Origin of the sequence: Nitrospira sp. T9 (assembly GCF_052156535.1) — a bacterium.
In the GTDB taxonomy this organism is placed as follows: domain Bacteria; phylum Nitrospirota; class Nitrospiria; order Nitrospirales; family UBA8639; genus Nitrospira_E.
The window spans coordinates 119,808-138,116 of the sequence record NZ_JBQKUP010000032.1 but is presented as its reverse complement, the minus strand read 5'-3'; the positions used below and the strand labels follow the sequence as shown (position 1 = coordinate 138,116).

Sequence of the window (18,309 nt, the reverse complement as noted above, 5' to 3'; positions counted from 1 at the left end):
GCTTTCCTTTATGAATGAAGTGAAGACGTATCTGCCGGGGGATGAGGAGTAAGCCCATCGGACGGTGCCTTACACCCTACCCGAAGATCGGGTTCCTGATCCTGTACAACCGCAGACAGGGTCGCATCCAAGGGGTACTCCCGTTCATAGATCGTAAAGACATATGGATCATCAGCCGTCAGACCATACTGATCTCTCAACATCTGATTTTGACTATCCGTCTGAATATGATACCGAATCCGCGCCTGAACGATCCACCCTTTTTCATGTTCCGGGATTTCATATTCAAAGGAATAATCCCGGCTGGCCAGGGGCAGCAATCGGTTATCGTATACTTCCACAATCACGGGCTGCCAGAGGATCCAACGGCCCATGGTATCAGATTGCTCATGCACCACCGTGCCGTTCGAATCGCGCACCGTAAATTCCACAGTAAAAAACCGGTCAGGGTCCCCTGTCGGGATTTTGTGCCCAGCCCCTGCATTAATCAGGGTCAACGTCAATTTAACATCGTCACCCGGTTGGGGTGTCGGAGGGTCTGCCTGCACTTGGACAGCGACCGCTCGCTTGACCATGTCCGGATCATGACCTCCCCGCCAAAGATGTCGTCGACCGTATCGGATAGGGCCCCCCTTGGCTACCGGCCGCTCGACTTCCGGCATATGACAACTCTGACAAATCAGTCCCTTTTCCTTCATGAAAAACTTGCCTTCATACTCAGGATACGTGCCACAAGGCCCTGCATTGTAAAATTGCATGGGTCCCGAAACCACATTATGGCAGCGATAACAGACTTGGGTCGTTCTGAAGGAAGGATCAAATTGTGTGGGATGCGGCGCTGCCGAATCGTCATATGGACCGAGAATCTTCCCATCGCGAACATGGCAGGCTGCGCACGTCACCCCTTCTTGTTGATACTCCGCATCGTACCGGTAATTAGGAATTTGAATGGCTTTTTCGACACGCCCACGGGGAAGGTCTTGAATAAGAGTCGGTTGCTGATTTTCCAATGGCGTATGGCAATTCAAACAGACCCAGATATTGTCATCTTTTTTCCAATAGGCTTGAAAGAACGGATCGTGAAAGGCCTTGGCATGAATACTGGATTTCCACTCTTCGTAGATTTCGACATGACAACTTCCACATTCCTCCGCTTTCAAGCTCTGCAATCCCACTGGAATCTGTTGATAAGGAATGGGTTTCGCGTAATCCTCCCGTAAGCCGAATATGACGGTGGGACGAATCTCCGTATAAAAAATGTAGATCCCTACCCCCAGCACCAACAGGAGCAACAACCACGCTTTTCCTCCCCATGATCGCTTTGATTTCATCGCGTTAATTATCCAGCAGAGCCTTGAGGTGACGGTCCACGGATCCCGCCAACGCCTTGAGGTGATACCCACCTTCCAAACATGACACAATTCGCCCACTTGCAAATGTTTTTGCAATCTTCGAGACAATCGTTGTCATATCGGCATACCCTTGCTCCGTTAAGGCCATACTCGCCAATGGATCATCCCGGTGACCGTCAAATCCGGCGGAAATCAGAATACATTCAGGTTGAAAATGTTCGGCGGCTGGGACCAAGACCTTCTGGAATATTTCGCGATACTCCTCATCCCCTTGTCCTCCGGAGAGCGGCACATTGATAGTCAGACCTTTCCCTTGACCCGCCCCGGTTTCCGTTGCCCGGCCCGTCCCGGGATAAAATGGAGCCTGGTGGGTACTAAAAAAAAGGACTGTGGGATCGTCATAGAAAGCCTGTTGCGTGCCATTACCATGGTGCACATCCCAATCCACAATCATAATTCTCTGTAGTCCATATTGTTGCTGAAGATAGCGGGCGGCAATCGCGACGGTATTAAAGAAACAAAACCCCATCGCTCGATCCGCCTCCGCGTGATGCCCGGGAGGCCGCACGGCGCAAAACGCCTGATCAATGTCGTGGTTCATAATCGCATCCACCGCCGCCAACCCCCCGCCGACTGCCAGATAAGCGGCCTCCAGCGTTCCCGGACACATCGACGTATCAGGATCCAGGGAGACATACCCGGTTGAGGGGGAGCGTCGTTTAAGACTCTCCACATAGGATGAGTCGTGGACGAGTTCGATCCATTTCAGATCGGCCCGTCGTGGAGCAACCTGATGCAGCCGGGACCACGTTCCCGAACTCTCTAATTGTGCGCGTATCGCACGAAGCCGTTCAGGTGACTCCGGATGGCTTCTGCTCATTTCATGGAGCTCATAGGCCGGATGAGATACGTATCCAACACGTCCCATGCTACAGAACTCCCAAACTTGAAAAGGAAATCATGCTAAAGAGGAAAAACCTGATCACCGTTACCGGGAATAAACCTTGCGCCTACTGACAAGCAGGAGGGAAAAGCGAAAAAGATCCTAGCACAGGGGAATGGCTTAGACAACGAATACACCCGCATGATAGGCTCGATTTCATTCACGTTCCGTCACCTTTATTTCTGATCGGATCTCAGCCATGGCCAATCCTAAGATCGAACAATTCAAGAAAGTGCTCCAAATGGATCCAAAGGACGAGACCATGTGGTTCGGCCTGGGGAAAGCCTACATGAATGACGAAAATTGGGAAGAGGCGATTCCCGCCCTGGAGCAATGCATTCAAGTGAAACCTGAATACTCAGCCGCCTATTTTGCGTTGGCTCAATCGCTTCACCAAACAGGCCAATTTGAAAAATGCCAGACAATATGCACCCAAGGCATTGCGGTGGCAACCAAGAATGGTGATCTTCTCGTCATTAAAAACCTGGAAGCCCTCAAAGCGTCCCTGCCTTCATCCTAACCGCTCGTACTTTTCCAAACCTTTCCCGCAGGTTCGCTTCACATCCTTTCCTTGATACTCGCGAGTTCTTGGGAGCTAAGGCGATATCGAGCAACCGGGTTCACCGCCAGCAATCGAATTCGAGGGTCGCGTGCATCCCCTGGTGGTCGAGTCACCCACGTGACCTGACGAATACGAATGGGATTACGTAATTCCTGCGCCGGTGCCTTCCATAAGGTCAGCAGGATCGCACTGAACTGAGGGACGTCGACGACCACTCCGACCAACATCGCAGCCAATCGCTGAAGATCCAAGGGAGGAATGTCCTGAGGGCGCCCATTCCTCCATGGTAAATCGGGGACACTGACTGCCAGCAACACGGGTGCACAGTACCGTTCTAATTGCCTGGCTTTTTCGGCCATGCGTGACAACAGTCGCCTGACTAAAGCCTGCTCAAAAAACTCATCCGAGGATTCCAGAATCTGGTGAGGTTGTAGACGCACCGCCGGTGATTTGCGAGTAGGTCCTTGGGTCGATTGGATCACCGTGACTTCCACAAAAAATCGATGCGTACCTTCATAACACTCCAGGTCCGCCGTTCGCCCGCCAGAAGCCTCTAAAAATGCCACGGAAAAGCCTGCTTGCGCGAGAAAATACGCGGTCTCGATCTCGGCATGCGCGGACGCCGCCTGCCTGACCGGAAACCGATTAATGTGCTCCCACAACATCGCCAGTCGAGTCTGACTTTCTCCGTCATCACAGGCTTTGGCAAGAGTCTGCCATTGGTGGAGAATCAAATCCGACTTGGGTTGTCCCTTCACGGTCCTCCCTCATAAGCATGGAAATCAAACCAACAAATGCGTGTGTTGGCAATTGCGGCCCAGGCATACCCGCCGACACTCAAACGGTAGTATATCAATCTAAAGCGGCACCAGGCTGCTTTCCCATTAGGCAGAAAAATCGGGCACCACCTTATCCCTCACTGGTATTGACTGATATTCAGGAAGAGGAAAAGGACGTGAGAGGCTCAAGCCAAGGGCCTGGTCGGCATTACGCGTTGGAAGCTTCCGAAGGATGTTTCAACTCTTCGAGTGAAAAATGTTTCGGGAGCATGACCGGGAACACCACACCAATGGGATCGCCACGCAAAATGGTCGTGGTCTTGTCAGGAGAAGGGTCCAATTGCAGCAGAAAATTCGTCACGAAGGCATCGTGGTCAGGCAGAAAATCATAGGGGTTCGGGGTCAGTTTATATTCTTGGGTTTTGATCCCTTCCCAGATGGAGAAGGTCCGGTTAGGAAAATGATAAAAATGATTGGGAAGATCCTTCATCATCATGCCGACTTGCTTGGGGTAATAAAAACGAATGCCACAATAGAGCTTGGGAAATCCACTATTCAAAATCGTATCGACATACATTCCAGAAAATGACTTATACCCCAAGAGCCGCTCTTCAGGAAGAATAGGCGGAGACTGCCATTCAAAACCAGTGCCTTTTCTACGAAACCGGCAATCCGCCGGTGAACGGATGAGCCAGCCATATTGCCCGACGCCCCGAACCGGCCCGCAATCATCCGGAAGGACTTTGTACCCAGAGGCTGCCAGCTCCCGTTGCTCAGGCAAAGGCATATTGGTCATCAATGGACGGTGGGGATGAAAATCAAGCTTAAGTCGTTCCGGAGCAAAGGCGGTGGAGTACTCACGCTCCCAATAAATAACCCATTTGTCGTCTGTGGTTCCCGGTATCGAACTCATGGAATGCCCTTCATGATTGCTCTGGAATCGCCTGCCCCCGCTTGATCATCCACGCCACTTCAGCCACACGCTTTCCCAACGCCCATGCATCGGCACGCTCCGCATCATTAATTCCAGGGCTATCGCCTTCCGTCGTCGCTGAAGCGCCAAACGCTCCTCCGTCACTCACGACAATCATCTTGTTCCCAAGCATGGCTGCAAGGATGGTCAACATCGTCACCTCTTTTCCGCTGGATATTTGCCCACCGGTCGTAAAGGCTGCTCCAACCTTATTACGCATTTTCCATTCAGGATATACGCCAAATTCAAACTGCCACCGGTCAAAAAACGCTTTGACTTCACCTGACATATTCGACCAATAGACGGGCGAACCCACGATGACGCCATCGCTGCCAAACAACTCATCGGCGGTCACCTGCCCCACGGTCTTCAGGAGGACGGTGGTCCCTGGTATCGATTCAGCACCCTTTTTCACACTCTTGGCCATCTCGGCCGTATGACCCGACAGAGAATGATAGGTGACTAAGACCTGAAGGCCATCGCTAGCCTGAGGAGATGCCTGCGGAGATGAAGGTTGAGCGGAAACTTGCACATACCCACACCACCAAACAAGGGCAGCCAGAGCTACCCATAAGGTATTTCTTCGAAAAATCTTCATAGGAGAATCAAACTGGAAGAGAGAAATCAAATGTCCGGACCTGACAGACCAATCCTTAAGAGCATCAAACCCCGCTACCGTCGTTCAATTTCTTCGTCTATTTGCTCTTCCACCGATACATGGGTCAAGGCCCCTCGATAATCACACTTATGACATCGTACCCGGAATTCCTCCAACCACTTCTCTTGCACAAAATGTTGATGACATTTTGGGCACGCAAACACCCCCTTCACATAATGCACCTGCTTTCTATACTTCATAACCAACCCCTCCAAAAATTTTTAAAATAAAAGTTCGGTGCTAGCCTGCCATAGGCCTTTTTCCAATTGCAAATTGGAATCGGGCCATTACCGCAGGGTGGCACCCGGGCAAATATCCGCTCAAGACTCAGGATCCTGGGGGGCTCCAAAGACCCTCGTCCGTTGTTTACGGGGAAAATATTGGTCATGAACCTTTTTGAGGCGGGCTTGCTCCACATGAGTATAGATTTGTGTCGTGGCAATGCTGGCATGGCCGAGCATCATTTGGACCGAACGAAGATCGGCCCCATGATCCAATAAATGCGTGGCAAAGGAATGGCGAAGCATATGAGGTGAAATAGGCTTGGTGATGCCTGCACGAGCCGTACGATCCTTGAGAATTTTCCAAAAACATTGCCGGCTCATGGCCCGACCCAGCCGGGTAAGAAATAACGCGGAAGACGTTCGCTTTTTGACAAAGGCCGGACGGGAAGACTGCAGATACTCCGAGACCAACTGGCGTGCCTTGTCTCCGATCGGAACAATTCGTTGTTTGTCCCGCTTGCCAGTCGCTTGCAAAAACCCCACATCCAGATTGAGATGCGCCATTTCCAAATTGATGAGTTCCGATACCCGAAGACCGGTGGCATAGAGCAGTTCCACCATGGCGGCATCACGTAGATCTTCCCTGGTATCCATCAGGGACAAGTTGAGCAATCTGGTCACTTCGGCTTCGGATAACAACTTTGGCAATTGACTCCATTGTTTCGGCGTCCCTTTCAATATACCCTCAAATGTCCGATCATCCTTTCCCCTCTCAAACGATTTATAGAAACCCCTTATAGAAGCCAGGCACCTGGCAATTGAAGAGGAGGACAGCCCTTCGGCTTTCAAACTGTTTAAGAATTGAAACCACAGTGGCCTGGAAAGATAGGTGGGATCGGCAATGTCGTGTGTTCGAAAAAAGATTTCGAGTTTCCTGAGGTCCCGGCGATAGCTCTCAATGGTATTCGCCGCATAGCCCTGCTCGACTTGCAACATGGTGAGATAACGATCAATACATTCCTGCATCGGCTCTTTATGCCATCCTCATCTTCATGATTGAAGAACCACAAACCTTTTCATGCCCCCACCGGCCATAATCCTATCCAGATATTTTCTTGCATTCTTCTATTTTGGTAAGCGGACTTCCTGGTATACTAAACAAGAAAAGCATTGTCGTCACCGTATTCTGCTTGTGAATTATCTACCCAAGCTTTCGGGTGTTGGCCTGTTTCCATACGAACAATCCCTTCCATTTCCAAGGCGTTTAGGTACATTCCCTTTGACGACTGTCAGACTTAAATATCTGTTGCTGCGAACCCTATTGTGTCTCATCCTGGGAAACTCGGGATTGCTGGTGGACCAGGGATGGTGGCCCTTCTTGGGCGGAGACATCAACCTCGCATTTGCTCAACAATCTTCAACTTCTCCTCTTCTGGATCAGGCAAGATTGGAGCTGGAAGCCGATAATCCTGCAGCCGCCATTACGACTCTCGAGAAGCTGATTGATTCATTCCCTCCTCCAGAGATCCTGGAAGAAGCCTATCTCTTGCAAGCAACCGCACTGAAACATGATCACCAGCCGACGGATGCCCTTACGGTTTTAAAGCAACTCCTGGAAGAATTTCCCTTTTCGCATTCCACAAACCCGGCTCGGGTCTTAATGGCCGAACTCTATATCGAGCTACAGAACTATGAGCCTGCCCTGGATCAATTGTATCAGGCATTGGATTATGCCACGGATATGGACCTGCGCCGGTCCATATTCCAATTGATTCGTCAAACCGAGTTAAACAATCACAACCCGCTAGGCGCGGTAAAAGCCCTGTTAAATGAAATGAGTCTGGCCGATCAGACCGAACGGCTCGAGTTAGAAAGTCTCACTCAAACTCTGATTTTACAGCAGTTGGACGAACCCGCGCTCCAGGAACTGGTTGAGAGTTATTCCTCCCGGTATCCGGGTGACATCGCAACCATCCGGCTGATTGAACTGCATACCGCCAACGGGGATGAGGTCCTCGCCGAACGGGATATCCGGGGATTCCTCAAACGCTTTCCCACCCATCCCTATGCTCAAACGGCAATGGCCCTCCTGCAATCATTTATCAGCAAGATTAAATATCATTCGCATATTTTGGCAGCCGCCCTGCCTTTCTCCGGTCCCATGAAAACCTATGGCACGGATTCGTTAAACGGCATTCGACTCGCTCTCGAAATCGCCAAGGAACAATGGGAACTGGCCTCAGTTGGGCTGGTCGTAAAAGATACCACAACCCTCACCGCCCCGTTACGCGTCGAGATACAACAAATGCTTGATGAATTTCGTCCCCTTGCGGTCGTTGGGCCCTTATTGTCCCGTGAGATACAGGGACTCGGCCGACTCCCTGATGACTATGTCACGCCGTTTATCACCCCTTCATCCACGCTCTTAAATGTTCGGCAGTTTGGATCATTTTGGTTTAGTACCGCCATGACCTCATCCGTCCAGGCCAAACGACTGGTGGAATATGCCATCCTAAAACTGGGATACCACCGTTTTGGCATTATTTATCCCCAAACTGCCTATGGACGAGAAATGGCTGATATGTTCGCGAAGGAAGTGTTGCACTCCGGCGGGGAAATTATCGCCTCAGAAGGCTATGCTGATGACCAGACCGATATTGGTGAACAATTACGCCACTTGAAGGAAAAAGATCTGGCTAAATACGGTACCACCCAAAATGAAAAAACCCGAACCGGAGAAGATCGCTTGGTCTATACACCCGGGTTTGACGCCGTGTTTGTCCCGGGACAGCCAGTACACTTGGCCCTTATTGCGGCTCAACTGGCATTTTATGATATGAATGTGCCGATTTTAGGCGGCAATAGCTGGCATAACTCTGAGTTATTTCGGTGGGCCAAACACGATCTGGACGGTCATATTTTTGTCGATGGATTTTTCCCCAACAGCCCTGATCCTAATATTCAGATGTTTGTTCAGCGGTATCGCAGTCAGTTTCAAAAGGAACCATCCCTCTTCGCCTTCCAGGCCTATGATGCGGCAACCATGGTGATGGAAACCATTCGCCAGGGTGCTCAATCCGGACAAGGGGTCTGGGACCAACTTGTGCGACGCTCTGACTTGCCGGCGTTAAGCGGATTTGCCTCTTTTAGTTCCGCCGGCATACTGAACCGAAGGCTCTACCTCCTCCAGGTCAAAGACAAGACCTTCACCCAACTTAACTAAGCCACATGGATTCCCTTTCCTCTATTCTCTATAACCTCTCTTTCATGCTGGTTCCACTCATGGCCGCGGTCGTGTTACATGAATGCGCCCACGGGTGGGTCGCAAATTTCTTTGGAGACCAGACGGCCAAAAACCTGGGACGACTCACCGTCAACCCTCTTCCACACATTGACCTGTATGGAAGTATTATTGTCCCGCTGATGTTATCCCTGATACCGGGTGGGTTTGTTTTCGGGTGGGCCAAACCCGTTCCCGTCAATCCTGATCAACTCCATAATCCCAGACGTGATATGGCATTTGTGGCCATAGCCGGACCACTCATGAATTTGTTTTTAGCCATTGTCAGCAGCCTGCTGCTCGCCCTATTTCTTTATCTTGACCCCACCCTCCAAGCCAACTGGCCTCCTCAGCCTGGTGTTGAACCTCGCCGCGATCTTCTCGGCATGATCCTGGTTCCCCTCACGGCCATGGCCTTATCTTCCATGATCATTAATATCGTGTTATTTTCGTTCAATCTTCTACCGGTTCCTCCTTTGGATGGGAGCCGGGTTCTCCGTAGTCTCCTCCCGGTCAGATCCGCGGAAGTCTTAAACCGGGTAGAACCCTATGGGATGTTTCTAATTTTAGGACTCTTGATGCTGAATTCGTATATCCCCATAATCAGCAGCTTTATCGGAATGGTGTTTCAGGTATTTCAACACCTCTTTTTACCTGCTTTCATAACTTAACGAGAACCGGAATACTGACTATGACCACACGAGTACTCAGCGGCATGCAACCGAGCGGACTCATGCATTTAGGCAATCTTCTTGGGGCCCTGGAAAATTGGAAATCCCTACAAGCTCAATACGAATGTTATTTTTTTGTGGCCGACTGGCATGCCATGTCGACAAATTATGCCGACACCGGCCGGATTAAAGAATTTACTCAGGAATTGCTGATTGATTGGCTGTCTGCCGGCATTGATCCGGAACGGGCTACGGTATTTGTCCAATCCAGCATTCCCGAACACGCCATTCTCCATTTGCTGTTCTCTATGATTGTGCCAATTCCCTGGTTGGAACGAAATCCTACGTATAAGGAAAAGCAGGAGGAGATCAAAGAAAAAGATCTTTCAACCTATGGATTTTTGGGCTATCCGGTACTCCAGGCGGCAGACATTCTGTTATACAAACCCGATATTGTCCCGGTCGGCAAGGATCAGCTTCCCCATTTGGAACTCACGCGGGAAATAGGCCGCCGGTTCAACAATCTCTATTCGCCCGTGTTTCCTGAGCCCAAGGCACATCTCACACAGTTTCCCAAAGTCATGGGTACCGACGGACGAAAAATGAGCAAAAGTTACGGTAATACGATCAATCTATCCGATACCGAGCCGGTCGTTCGACAAAAGCTTAAAACCATGGTGACGGATCCGGCACGCGTTCGCCGGACCGACAAGGGCAATCCTGATGTCTGCCCGGTATTCGACTTTCACAAAATTTATTCATCATCCGACGTCGTCAAACAAGTTGACCAGGATTGCCGCACCGCTGCCATTGGATGCATCGATTGCAAGCGGCAGGTTGCCGACGCCATGGTGGAACGCTACCGAACTATGTGGGACAAACGGGCCACAATCCTTCAACATCCTGATCAGACCCAGGAAATGGTAGAAGAAGGACGAAAACGCGCCTCTCACGTAGCACAGGAGACGATGCAGGAAGTGAAAACCGCGATGAAAATTCTCTAGCAACCTCAAATCGCACAATCCTCGAGTCACCTTCTGAAGAAGAATTCTTCTCCTACCAGAGCGACCGATATGGCGCAAAACCTCACGTTCCTCAGTCCAAAGTGCACAAACAGAAACCATGTTCACGGGAATAGCGTGGGGAATAGCGTGACTTTACAAAGGCTCATTGCTCTCACAACCCAGGCAAAGGAGGAACTTTCTTGAGCCAGACTTGCGATATTTTCTTGACTTCATGCTATTGTGAAATTACGATCATATACCTATAAAAGATTCCCTTATTTTCATTTAGTTAGGTATATCAAATTATGAGTATCCGCGTTGCCATTAATGGGTTTGGTCGCATCGGAAGAAATTTTTTTAGGACCAGTTTCAATGATCCTGCCATCGAGATTGTGGCCATCAATGATTTGACTGACTCAAAAACTCTGGCCCATCTCTTAACCTATGACTCGATTCATAGAAAATTTCAAGCCGAGATTCAACACGGACCAGACTTTCTGACAGTCAATGGGAAACAGATTCAGATCCTGGCCATTAAAGACCCTCAGGCCCTGCCGTGGAAAGAACACCAGATCGATTTCGTCATTGAATCCACTGGTCGTTTTACCGACCGAAAAGGCGCGGGACAACACATTTCAGCCGGAGCCAAACGGGTCCTTATTTCAGCACCCGCCAAAGATCCGGATATCACGATCGTGTTAGGCGTGAATGACTCCGACTACAATCCTCAACAACACACCATCATATCCAACGCCTCCTGTACAACCAATTGTCTTGCTCCTGTGTCGAAAGTCCTTTTACAGGAATTCGGCATCAAGCACGGATTTATGACCACCATTCATTCGTATACCAACGATCAACAACTGCTTGATTTGCCTCATAAGGATTTACGACGGGCACGGGCGGCCGCCTTATCCATGATTCCTACATCAACCGGAGCGGCCAAAGCGTTGTACCTGGTCATCCCGGAATTGAAAGGGAAAATCGATGGCATGGCCATTCGAGTGCCAACCCCCAATGTATCGCTCATTGACCTTTCAGTTGAAGTCGAACGCGATTGTGATGCCGCAACGGTGAACGCGGCCTTTCAACAAGCTGCCCAGGGCACGTTAAAGGGTTATTTGCAGGTCTCTGAAGCCCCCATCGTTTCAAGTGATCTTAATGGGTGTTCATACTCAGCCACCGTGGACGCACCTCTCACTTCCGTCATTAATAAACGGCTCGTTAAGGTATTTGCCTGGTATGACAATGAATGGGGATATTCGTGCCGTTTGCACGATCTGATCAATGTTCTCGCTCAACACCGTTAAATATCGCATCACCGCAGAGTTATTATCCGGCTTTCCCCCGCGAACCATCGGCATCGGAAGGGAAAGGAAGGCATGAAGCATTTAAAAAAACAAACCATTGATCAGGTTGATCTTCGCAACAAACGCGTACTCATCCGCGTGGATTTTAACGTTCCCCTCGATGACTCCTGCCAGATCACGGACGATTCAAGGATACGGGCCGCCCTTCCCACCATCAACCGTGCTGTAGATGAAAACGCTGTCGTCATTCTCTGTTCCCACCTGGGACGCCCGGATGGAACCATCAACCAGGCCCTCAGTCTGGCTCCCGTGGCCAAGCGACTCCAGAGACTATTAAATAAACCGGTTGAATTTGTCGGCGATTGCATTGGGCCGACCGTTGAAACTGTCGTCAATAAAGCCAAACCCGGCGACGTGGTGGTCTTAGAAAATTTGCGCTTTCATCCGGAAGAAGAGAAAAACGACGACCATTTCTCGGCACAATTGGCCTCATTGGCAGAGGTGTACATCAATGACGCATTTGGAACCGCTCACCGGTCTCATGCCTCCACTGTCGGCGTCACCAAATATGTGAAGGTATCTGCGGCAGGATTTCTCATGAAACGGGAAGTCGAAGCCCTGGAAGGCACAGTGGAGAACCCTGTTCGTCCGTTTGTAGCCATTTTGGGAGGGGCCAAAGTTTCGGGAAAAATCGGGGTCATTGAAAATCTTGGCAAGGTGGTCGATAAAGTCATCATCGGTGGAGGCATGGCCTTTACCTTTATTAAGGCCATGGGATTGGAAATCGGCCAGTCTCTCGTCGAAAAAGACATGCTGGACTTTGCCAAACGCATTCACGAACAGGCGATGGCTCAAAAAATCAAATTTTATCTTCCCGTCGATTGTGTTGTCGCCGCCAGTCTCGACCCTGAAGCGGAAACAAAAATTGTCCCGGTGCAGGAAATCCCCGCGGGCTGGTATGGCATGGACATCGGACCCGCGTCGGTCCGCCTGTTTAGCGAAGCCGTCCAAAACGCCAAAACCATTTTGTGGAATGGCCCCATGGGAGTCTTTGAACGTGATGCATTTTCACGCGGGACCTATGCAATGGCCCATGCTGTGGCCAATGCCTATGCGAAAACAATTGTGGGAGGAGGAGATACGGCTCTCGCCGTGTATCGAGCTGGAGAATCGGAAAGTATGTCCTTCATTTCAACCGGTGGTGGTGCGGCACTCCAACTCCTGGAAGGCAAGCATATGCCGGGGCTTGCAGCCTTACCCGATCGTCTTTGATCCCAACGCCCCCCCTTTTTTGAATTCCAAAAGTTAAGAGGTCCTCATGCGCAGTCGATTCATTGTCGGCAATTGGAAAATGCACAAGACGGTTTCCCAGGCCGAGTCCCTTGTGACCGATATTCTCCGGATATATCAACCGCAAGCTTCGGTAGAATTGGCCATCGCTCCCCCCTTCGTGTCGTTGACAGCAGTTGCACGCCTGCTGGCTTCGACTTCTATCAAATTGGCTGCGCAAAATACCTGCGCGAGTGACGAGGGCGCGTTTACCGGAGAAATTTCGCCACCCATGCTGCGGGACGTCGGCTGTCATTATGTCATTATTGGGCATTCAGAACGACGGCATATTTTTGGAGAAACCGACCAGGATATTAACAAAAAAGTCCACGCCGCCTTCCGCCATGACCTCCTACCGATTTTATGTGTCGGGGAACGTCTGGAGGAACGTCAATCCAATAACACGCAGGCCGTCATTCAACAGCAATTACAAACCTGCCTTGAAGGTCTCGAATCCAAAGATTTTGCGAGGATCACCATCGCCTACGAACCTGTCTGGGCCATTGGGACCGGCCAGGCGGCTACCGTCGACCAGGCAGCCGAGGTCCACGGCCACATCCGGTCTTTTCTTGCCATGCAATGGGGCATCAAACCTGATCAAACCAGAATCATATACGGTGGCAGCGTGACCCAGGACAATGCCAAAAGTCTCTTTCAATCTTCACAAATTAATGGGGCTCTCGTGGGAAAAGCTTGTTTGAATTCCAAATCCTTTGTTAAGATAGCCGAATTAGCTTCTTCCAATTAACCAGAAACACTCCAACGAACACGCACACATTATGTATACCCTGACCGTCATTCTTCATATCATTGTCTGTTTTCTCATGATTGCCGCCATCTTGCTCCAGGCAGGAAAAGGCGCCGAGATCGGTGCTTCATTTGGAGGGTCTTCTCAAACGGTATTTGGAAGCCGAGGCCCCGGTACATTTCTAAGTAAGATCACAGTGGGAGCCGCTATTGTGTTTATGCTGACATCACTCAGCCTGGCCTTACTTTCTAAACAGGCCAATACCTCGTCCACCGTGATAGATCTTCACCCAACCTCACACCATGAAACGTCTTCTCCAACGACCATGGAGGCAGCTCCTCCAACTGAAACCAACGCAACTGAACCCACGTCAGAGACGACTCCCGCCCCGACCGCTCCATAAATATTCTTTACTGAGTCGGCAACTATTTTGACAATTGGTGGAATGGCCCAGGATCGTGGGGCCACATGATTAGAAGGGCTGACTCCTAAATAGGAGTCAGCCAATTGGCATACGCAGCTTCTTCGCCACGCACAATTCTAAAGAATTCATCCTGCAGGGATTTAGTAAGAGCCCCTGGCTTACCTTCGCCGATTTTTCGATCATCCAATTCGCGAACCGGTGTCACTTCCGCAGCGGTCCCGGTAAGAAATATTTCGTCTGCCACATACATCGCATCACGGGTAAACCGCTCCTCAATCACCTGGATGTTTTTGGCTCTCGCCATTTCAAGGATCGAATTCCGGGTAATCCCGTCCAGGATCGAGGTCAAGGGAGTCGTTTTCAAGACCCCCTTTTTCACAATAAACACGTTTTCTCCGGTTCCCTCAGATACATATCCATCAGGATCAAGAAGAATACATTCGGCGTAGCCGGACTTCTTCGCCTCCCATTTGGCTAAAATCGAATTGACGTAATATCCCGAGATTTTTGCCCGGGTCATGGATACATTCACATGGTGCCGGGTGAAGGATGAAATTTTTGCTCTGATGCCTTGCGCCAAGGCATCCTCCCCTAAATACGATCCCCACGGCCAAGCCGCAATAGCCAGACGAATCGGGTTGTCGCCAGGGTACACCCCCATTGCGCCGTATCCCACATAGGCGATCGGTCGGATGTAGCAGGAGACCAATTGATTGACCCGAACCGTCTCAACAATGGCGTCCGACACCTCTTTTTTGGTAAAAGGCATGGGCATCATCGTAATATGGGCAGACTCAAAGAGCCGGTCTACATGCTCTTGTAATCGAAAAATGTTGGATCCGGCCTTGCCCTCATAACAACGGATCCCTTCAAAGGCCGCCAGACCATAATGGAGAGAATGGGTAAGAACATGAACCGAGGCCTCATCCCAATCGACGAGGGCTCCGTCCATCCAGATTTTTTTTGAACCAGTCACCATAGAAATATTTCTCCGATTGACAGAAGCTGAAATAGACAAAGCATGTGAGCGAAGGGTATCACGTGTTTTTTTTGCTAAGCATTAAGAACGCGTGATGATATACTAAAATCTTGACATAAATGTAAACATACTGGCAAAATGCGTGTTTGTTTGTTAAGGAGCTAAAAAACATGTATGCAATTATCGAAACAGGTGGAAAACAATACCGGGCGGAACCGAACGGTATTCTACAGGTCGAGTCACTTGAGGGCGATGTCGGGTCGATCATTCAATTCGACTCAGTGCGATTTGTCCAAACGGACCAAGCGCCTATTGTCGGCTCTCCCATGATTTCAGATGCAGTAGTCAAAGGAGAGATTATCCGGCATGCGCGAACCCGGTCCATTACCATTTTCAAAAAGAAACGACGAAAAAACTATCGACGGACCAAGGGCCATCGTCAGGGATTCACGCAAGTTCGAATCACTGAAATTGTGGCGTCTGCCTAATATTGGTCTTTAGAATTCTTTGGAGGTTTGACTCATGGCGCATAAAAAAGGTGGCGGATCATCCCGCAACGGTCGCGATAGCAATCCACAGTATTTAGGCGTCAAAGCCTATGCCGGGGAAAAGGTGAGCGGCGGAAGCATCATCGTTCGTCAACGCGGAACAAAATTCTTTCCTGGGACAAATGTCGGACTTGGTAAGGACTACACCCTCTTTGCCAAAGTAGACGGGATCGTTAAGTTTGAAGGAGGAATCGCCCGCCGGAAGGTGAGCGTCTATCCCCCCGTCTAGCTTCCCTTCCCATTTTCTGCTTTTTCAATTCATCGCCTTCATTTTTCCCTGGTAAGTCCGGTAGGATTTAAGGATTAGTATGTTTATTGATCAAGCACGCATATTTGTCAAAGCTGGAGACGGGGGAACCGGGCATTGTAGTTTTCGACGTGAAAAATTTGCTGAATTTGGTGGTCCCAATGGTGGCGACGGCGGTGATGGGGGAGATGTGGTCTTTGTGGCCTCCAATAGAGTCTCAACCTTGCTGGACCTGCGATATCAAAAACATTATGAGGCCACTTCTGGCGTCAGAGGCCTCAAGACCAACTGCCACGGAGCCAATGGCTCCGATATCGTGATTCCCCTTCCTGTCGGAACTCTCGTGAAAACCGAGGACGGTGAAATCATCGCCGACCTTATTGCGGAAGGACAAACCGCCATTGTTGCAAAAGGGGGCAAAGGCGGAAAGGGCAACGCACGTTTTGCCACGTCAACGAATCGAGCGCCACGTCAATTCGAGCCAGGGACTCCCGGCGAAGAGCGATGGGTGAATCTGGAATTGAAACTGTTAGCCGATGTCGGCTTGGTGGGCTTTCCTAACGCCGGTAAATCCACGTTGATTTCAGCGATTTCTTCTGCACACCCGGAAATTGCGAGTTATCCCTTCACTACGCTGCGGCCTCATTTGGGAGTCGTGGAATGGATGGAACATTCGTCATTTGTCGTAGCCGATATTCCAGGATTGATCGAAGGCGCTCATGAGGGGAAAGGGTTAGGTATTAAATTCCTGCGACATATCCAGCGAACCGCTTTTTTGTTATATCTGGTGGATATCACCGAATGGATTGCAGAAGACCCCGTCGAGATCGTTGAAACCTTACAAAGGGAACTTCAGGCCTTTGACCCCGAACTCCTTGAACGGCCATTTGCCATCGTGGCGACAAAAATTGATTCTCAGGGAAACGGCCAGCACTTGGAAGCCCTTCGGGATTATTGCAGCGCACACCATTTTCCATTCTTTCCCATTTCGGCCGTTACCAGGGAAGGCCTTCCATCACTCGTGACCTATTTAGGAAAAGCCGTTCTGGAAGCAAAGACCTCATGCGCGAGCAAGTGCTAGCGGCGTCCAAGAGGATCGTCGTCAAAGTGGGAAGCAGCCTGGTGGCTTCCTCGCAAGGCGGTCTACGTTTCGACCGCATCAACCGTTTAGCCCAGGAATTGGGCACCCTGCAAGCTCAGGATCGACAAATTGTCGTGGTTTCCTCCGGAGCCATCGTTGCGGGCATCTCACACCTCGCCATTTTTTCCTATCCCGCTGAATTACCCCTACAGCAAGCCGCCGCTGCCGTCGGACAAAGCCGGCTCATGCGAGCCTATGAGATGGCGTTTGAAGAAACGAAAAATAAGATTGCCCAGGTCCTCCTAACTCACCAGGATTTATCCGACCGTCGACGATTCCTGAATGCCCGCCACACCCTAAATACCCTTATTCAGCTAAGGGTCATTCCAATTATTAATGAAAATGACACCGTGGCTATCGAGGAAATCAGATTTGGTGACAATGATACCCTCGCTGGGGAAGTGGCCCACTTGGTTGACGCAGATCTGCTGGTGATTTTATCAGATGTTGATGGGCTCTATAACCAGGATCCTCACCTCAATCCTTCGGCAGAATTAATTCCTCTGGTTGCCAAAGTCACCAAGGACATTGAAGACCTCGCCGGAACTTCCCGAACGCAAGCCAGCCGTGGAGGCATGGTCACCAAGATCCGAGCCGCCAAACAGGCAGGACGCTTTGGAGTCCCGACCCTTTTATTAAATGGAGAAACTCCCCATGCGTTGGAAGATGTCCTGAAGGGAAAGCCAGGGGGAACGTTTTTTGTGTCCGACCAATCACCCCTGACCAGTCGAAAACAGTGGATTGCCTATACCCTTCGACCAAAAGGGGAGGTCCGGTTAGACGAAGGAGCGGTGGCCGCCCTCACCCTTCGAGGAAAAAGCTTATTACCCTCAGGCATTCTGGACATCACTGGCATCTTTCTGACAGGAGACCCCATTACATGCGCCACCCAGGAGGGAATGCCGTTCGCGCAGGGACTCACGAATTATTCCGCCGAAACTCTCCATCGCATCAAGGGGAAAAAAACATCAGACATCAGGCAACTCCTGGGCTCATTGGAGTATGAGGAAGTCATTCACCGGGACAATCTGGTTCTGACAAAGCACCAGGTTTCTTAAACAGGGAAATCTATTCACAAAACTTAGCCTGCGTTCATTTTGACCCAAACCCACAATTCTCCCTTGGCATAGTCATTGA

General features: G+C 50.3%; 20 protein-coding genes. 12 read left to right on the top strand and 8 right to left on the bottom strand.

Going from position 1 to position 18,309, the window contains the following annotated elements; translation table 11 throughout:
- Positions 1-8 precede the first annotated feature (8 nt).
- Together ACTRXD_RS07475 and ACTRXD_RS07470 are read right to left on the bottom strand one after the other, a co-directional pair.
- Positions 9-1,331 (bottom strand): hypothetical protein, encoded by a 1,323-nt coding sequence (locus ACTRXD_RS07475; protein ID WP_442431207.1) that lies wholly within the window; start codon positions 1,329-1,331, stop codon positions 9-11.
- 4 nt (positions 1,332-1,335) lie between these two features.
- Entirely contained in the window at positions 1,336-2,280 is a 945-nt protein-coding gene (locus tag ACTRXD_RS07470) for a histone deacetylase family protein (RefSeq protein ID WP_442431206.1), read from the bottom strand.
- A gap of 214 nt (positions 2,281-2,494) precedes the next feature.
- On the opposite strand from ACTRXD_RS07470, the gene ACTRXD_RS07465 reads away from it, so the two are divergent.
- Entirely contained in the window at positions 2,495-2,815 is a 321-nt protein-coding gene (locus ACTRXD_RS07465) for a tetratricopeptide repeat protein (RefSeq protein ID WP_442431205.1), read from the top strand.
- 38 nt (positions 2,816-2,853) lie between these two features.
- Here ACTRXD_RS07465 and ACTRXD_RS07460 read toward each other — a convergent pair whose 3' ends face one another.
- From ACTRXD_RS07460 to xerD, 5 genes are all read right to left on the bottom strand, one after another.
- Positions 2,854-3,615, bottom strand: coding sequence for a hypothetical protein (locus tag ACTRXD_RS07460; RefSeq protein WP_442431204.1), 762 nt, complete (start codon positions 3,613-3,615; stop codon positions 2,854-2,856).
- Positions 3,616-3,844: 229 nt separating this feature from the next.
- Complete coding sequence (locus ACTRXD_RS07455; RefSeq protein WP_442431203.1) at positions 3,845-4,549, bottom strand: hypothetical protein; 705 nt, start codon at positions 4,547-4,549, stop codon at positions 3,845-3,847.
- A gap of 10 nt (positions 4,550-4,559) precedes the next feature.
- Positions 4,560-5,207, bottom strand: a complete 648-nt coding sequence (locus tag ACTRXD_RS07450; RefSeq protein ID WP_442431202.1) for a flavodoxin family protein — start codon at positions 5,205-5,207, stop codon at positions 4,560-4,562.
- 74 nt (positions 5,208-5,281) lie between these two features.
- Positions 5,282-5,467: a hypothetical protein gene (locus ACTRXD_RS07445; RefSeq protein ID WP_312744377.1), complete on the bottom strand. Its 186-nt coding sequence runs from the start codon at positions 5,465-5,467 to the stop codon at positions 5,282-5,284.
- A 120-nt stretch (positions 5,468-5,587) separates the two neighbouring features.
- Positions 5,588-6,517 carry a site-specific tyrosine recombinase XerD gene (gene xerD / locus ACTRXD_RS07440; protein ID WP_442431201.1) on the bottom strand — a complete coding sequence of 310 codons (930 nt, stop codon included), beginning with the start codon at positions 6,515-6,517 and terminating at the stop codon, positions 5,588-5,590.
- 253 nt (positions 6,518-6,770) lie between these two features.
- Here xerD and ACTRXD_RS07435 point away from each other — a divergent pair, with 253 nt between their 5' ends.
- From ACTRXD_RS07435 to secG, 7 genes are all read left to right on the top strand, one after another.
- Positions 6,771-8,714: an ABC transporter substrate-binding protein gene (locus ACTRXD_RS07435; RefSeq protein WP_442431200.1), complete on the top strand. Its 1,944-nt coding sequence runs from the start codon at positions 6,771-6,773 to the stop codon at positions 8,712-8,714.
- Positions 8,715-8,719: 5 nt separating this feature from the next.
- The gene (locus ACTRXD_RS07430) at positions 8,720-9,442 is read left to right on the top strand and encodes a site-2 protease family protein (protein WP_442431199.1); all 723 of its coding nucleotides are present in this window, start codon (positions 8,720-8,722) and stop codon (positions 9,440-9,442) included.
- 20 nt (positions 9,443-9,462) lie between these two features.
- Positions 9,463-10,446 carry a tryptophan--tRNA ligase gene (gene trpS, locus ACTRXD_RS07425; RefSeq protein WP_442431198.1) on the top strand — a complete coding sequence of 328 codons (984 nt, stop codon included), beginning with the start codon at positions 9,463-9,465 and terminating at the stop codon, positions 10,444-10,446.
- A 305-nt stretch (positions 10,447-10,751) separates the two neighbouring features.
- On the top strand, positions 10,752-11,756 hold the full coding sequence (gene gap / locus ACTRXD_RS07420) for a type I glyceraldehyde-3-phosphate dehydrogenase (protein WP_442431197.1): 1,005 nt from the start codon (positions 10,752-10,754) through the stop codon (positions 11,754-11,756).
- Between the two features lie 72 nt (positions 11,757-11,828).
- On the top strand, positions 11,829-13,028 hold the full coding sequence (locus ACTRXD_RS07415; RefSeq protein ID WP_442431196.1) for a phosphoglycerate kinase: 1,200 nt from the start codon (positions 11,829-11,831) through the stop codon (positions 13,026-13,028).
- Positions 13,029-13,074: 46 nt separating this feature from the next.
- Entirely contained in the window at positions 13,075-13,833 is a 759-nt protein-coding gene (tpiA, locus tag ACTRXD_RS07410; protein WP_442431195.1) for a triose-phosphate isomerase, read from the top strand.
- A 31-nt stretch (positions 13,834-13,864) separates the two neighbouring features.
- Positions 13,865-14,236 carry a preprotein translocase subunit SecG gene (secG, locus tag ACTRXD_RS07405; protein WP_442431194.1) on the top strand — a complete coding sequence of 124 codons (372 nt, stop codon included), beginning with the start codon at positions 13,865-13,867 and terminating at the stop codon, positions 14,234-14,236.
- Between the two features lie 85 nt (positions 14,237-14,321).
- Here the strand turns inward: secG and ACTRXD_RS07400 are convergent, their stop codons facing one another.
- A complete protein-coding gene (locus tag ACTRXD_RS07400) occupies positions 14,322-15,236 on the bottom strand; it encodes a branched-chain amino acid transaminase (RefSeq protein WP_442431193.1) in 915 nt (304 codons plus the stop codon).
- Between the two features lie 170 nt (positions 15,237-15,406).
- Between ACTRXD_RS07400 and rplU the strand changes: the two genes are divergently transcribed.
- The 4 genes from rplU to proB all read left to right on the top strand — a co-directional run bounded on the left by rplU (position 15,407) and on the right by proB (position 18,230).
- Complete coding sequence (gene rplU, locus ACTRXD_RS07395; RefSeq protein WP_442431192.1) at positions 15,407-15,724, top strand: 50S ribosomal protein L21; 318 nt, start codon at positions 15,407-15,409, stop codon at positions 15,722-15,724.
- Positions 15,725-15,758: 34 nt separating this feature from the next.
- Complete coding sequence (rpmA, locus tag ACTRXD_RS07390) at positions 15,759-16,013, top strand: bL27 family ribosomal protein (RefSeq protein WP_442431191.1); 255 nt, start codon at positions 15,759-15,761, stop codon at positions 16,011-16,013.
- A 79-nt stretch (positions 16,014-16,092) separates the two neighbouring features.
- A complete protein-coding gene (gene obgE / locus ACTRXD_RS07385) occupies positions 16,093-17,112 on the top strand; it encodes a GTPase ObgE (protein WP_442431190.1) in 1,020 nt (339 codons plus the stop codon).
- On the top strand, positions 17,094-18,230 hold the full coding sequence (gene proB, locus ACTRXD_RS07380) for a glutamate 5-kinase (protein ID WP_442431189.1): 1,137 nt from the start codon (positions 17,094-17,096) through the stop codon (positions 18,228-18,230). Before obgE ends, proB begins: the two co-directional genes overlap by 19 nt.
- Positions 18,231-18,309: the final 79 nt, after the last annotated feature.

Coding starts and splice junctions, on each gene's coding strand:
- ACTRXD_RS07430 (WP_442431199.1), top strand. CDS start 8,720: ATGGATTCCCTTTCCTCTATTCTCTATAACCTCTCTTTCATGCTGGTT.
- tpiA (WP_442431195.1), top strand. CDS start 13,075: ATGCGCAGTCGATTCATTGTCGGCAATTGGAAAATGCACAAGACGGTT.
- obgE (WP_442431190.1), top strand. CDS start 16,093: ATGTTTATTGATCAAGCACGCATATTTGTCAAAGCTGGAGACGGGGGA.
- ACTRXD_RS07450 (WP_442431202.1), bottom strand. CDS start 5,207: ATGAAGATTTTTCGAAGAAATACCTTATGGGTAGCTCTGGCTGCCCTT.
- xerD (WP_442431201.1), bottom strand. CDS start 6,517: ATGCAGGAATGTATTGATCGTTATCTCACCATGTTGCAAGTCGAGCAG.
- ACTRXD_RS07415 (WP_442431196.1), top strand. CDS start 11,829: ATGAAGCATTTAAAAAAACAAACCATTGATCAGGTTGATCTTCGCAAC.
- ACTRXD_RS07470 (WP_442431206.1), bottom strand. CDS start 2,280: ATGGGACGTGTTGGATACGTATCTCATCCGGCCTATGAGCTCCATGAA.
- ACTRXD_RS07400 (WP_442431193.1), bottom strand. CDS start 15,236: ATGGTGACTGGTTCAAAAAAAATCTGGATGGACGGAGCCCTCGTCGAT.
- ACTRXD_RS07475 (WP_442431207.1), bottom strand. CDS start 1,331: ATGAAATCAAAGCGATCATGGGGAGGAAAAGCGTGGTTGTTGCTCCTG.
- secG (WP_442431194.1), top strand. CDS start 13,865: ATGTATACCCTGACCGTCATTCTTCATATCATTGTCTGTTTTCTCATG.
- ACTRXD_RS07455 (WP_442431203.1), bottom strand. CDS start 4,549: ATGAGTTCGATACCGGGAACCACAGACGACAAATGGGTTATTTATTGG.
- rpmA (WP_442431191.1), top strand. CDS start 15,759: ATGGCGCATAAAAAAGGTGGCGGATCATCCCGCAACGGTCGCGATAGC.
- ACTRXD_RS07445 (WP_312744377.1), bottom strand. CDS start 5,467: ATGAAGTATAGAAAGCAGGTGCATTATGTGAAGGGGGTGTTTGCGTGC.
- rplU (WP_442431192.1), top strand. CDS start 15,407: ATGTATGCAATTATCGAAACAGGTGGAAAACAATACCGGGCGGAACCG.
- trpS (WP_442431198.1), top strand. CDS start 9,463: ATGACCACACGAGTACTCAGCGGCATGCAACCGAGCGGACTCATGCAT.
- gap (WP_442431197.1), top strand. CDS start 10,752: ATGAGTATCCGCGTTGCCATTAATGGGTTTGGTCGCATCGGAAGAAAT.
- proB (WP_442431189.1), top strand. CDS start 17,094: ATGCGCGAGCAAGTGCTAGCGGCGTCCAAGAGGATCGTCGTCAAAGTG.
- ACTRXD_RS07465 (WP_442431205.1), top strand. CDS start 2,495: ATGGCCAATCCTAAGATCGAACAATTCAAGAAAGTGCTCCAAATGGAT.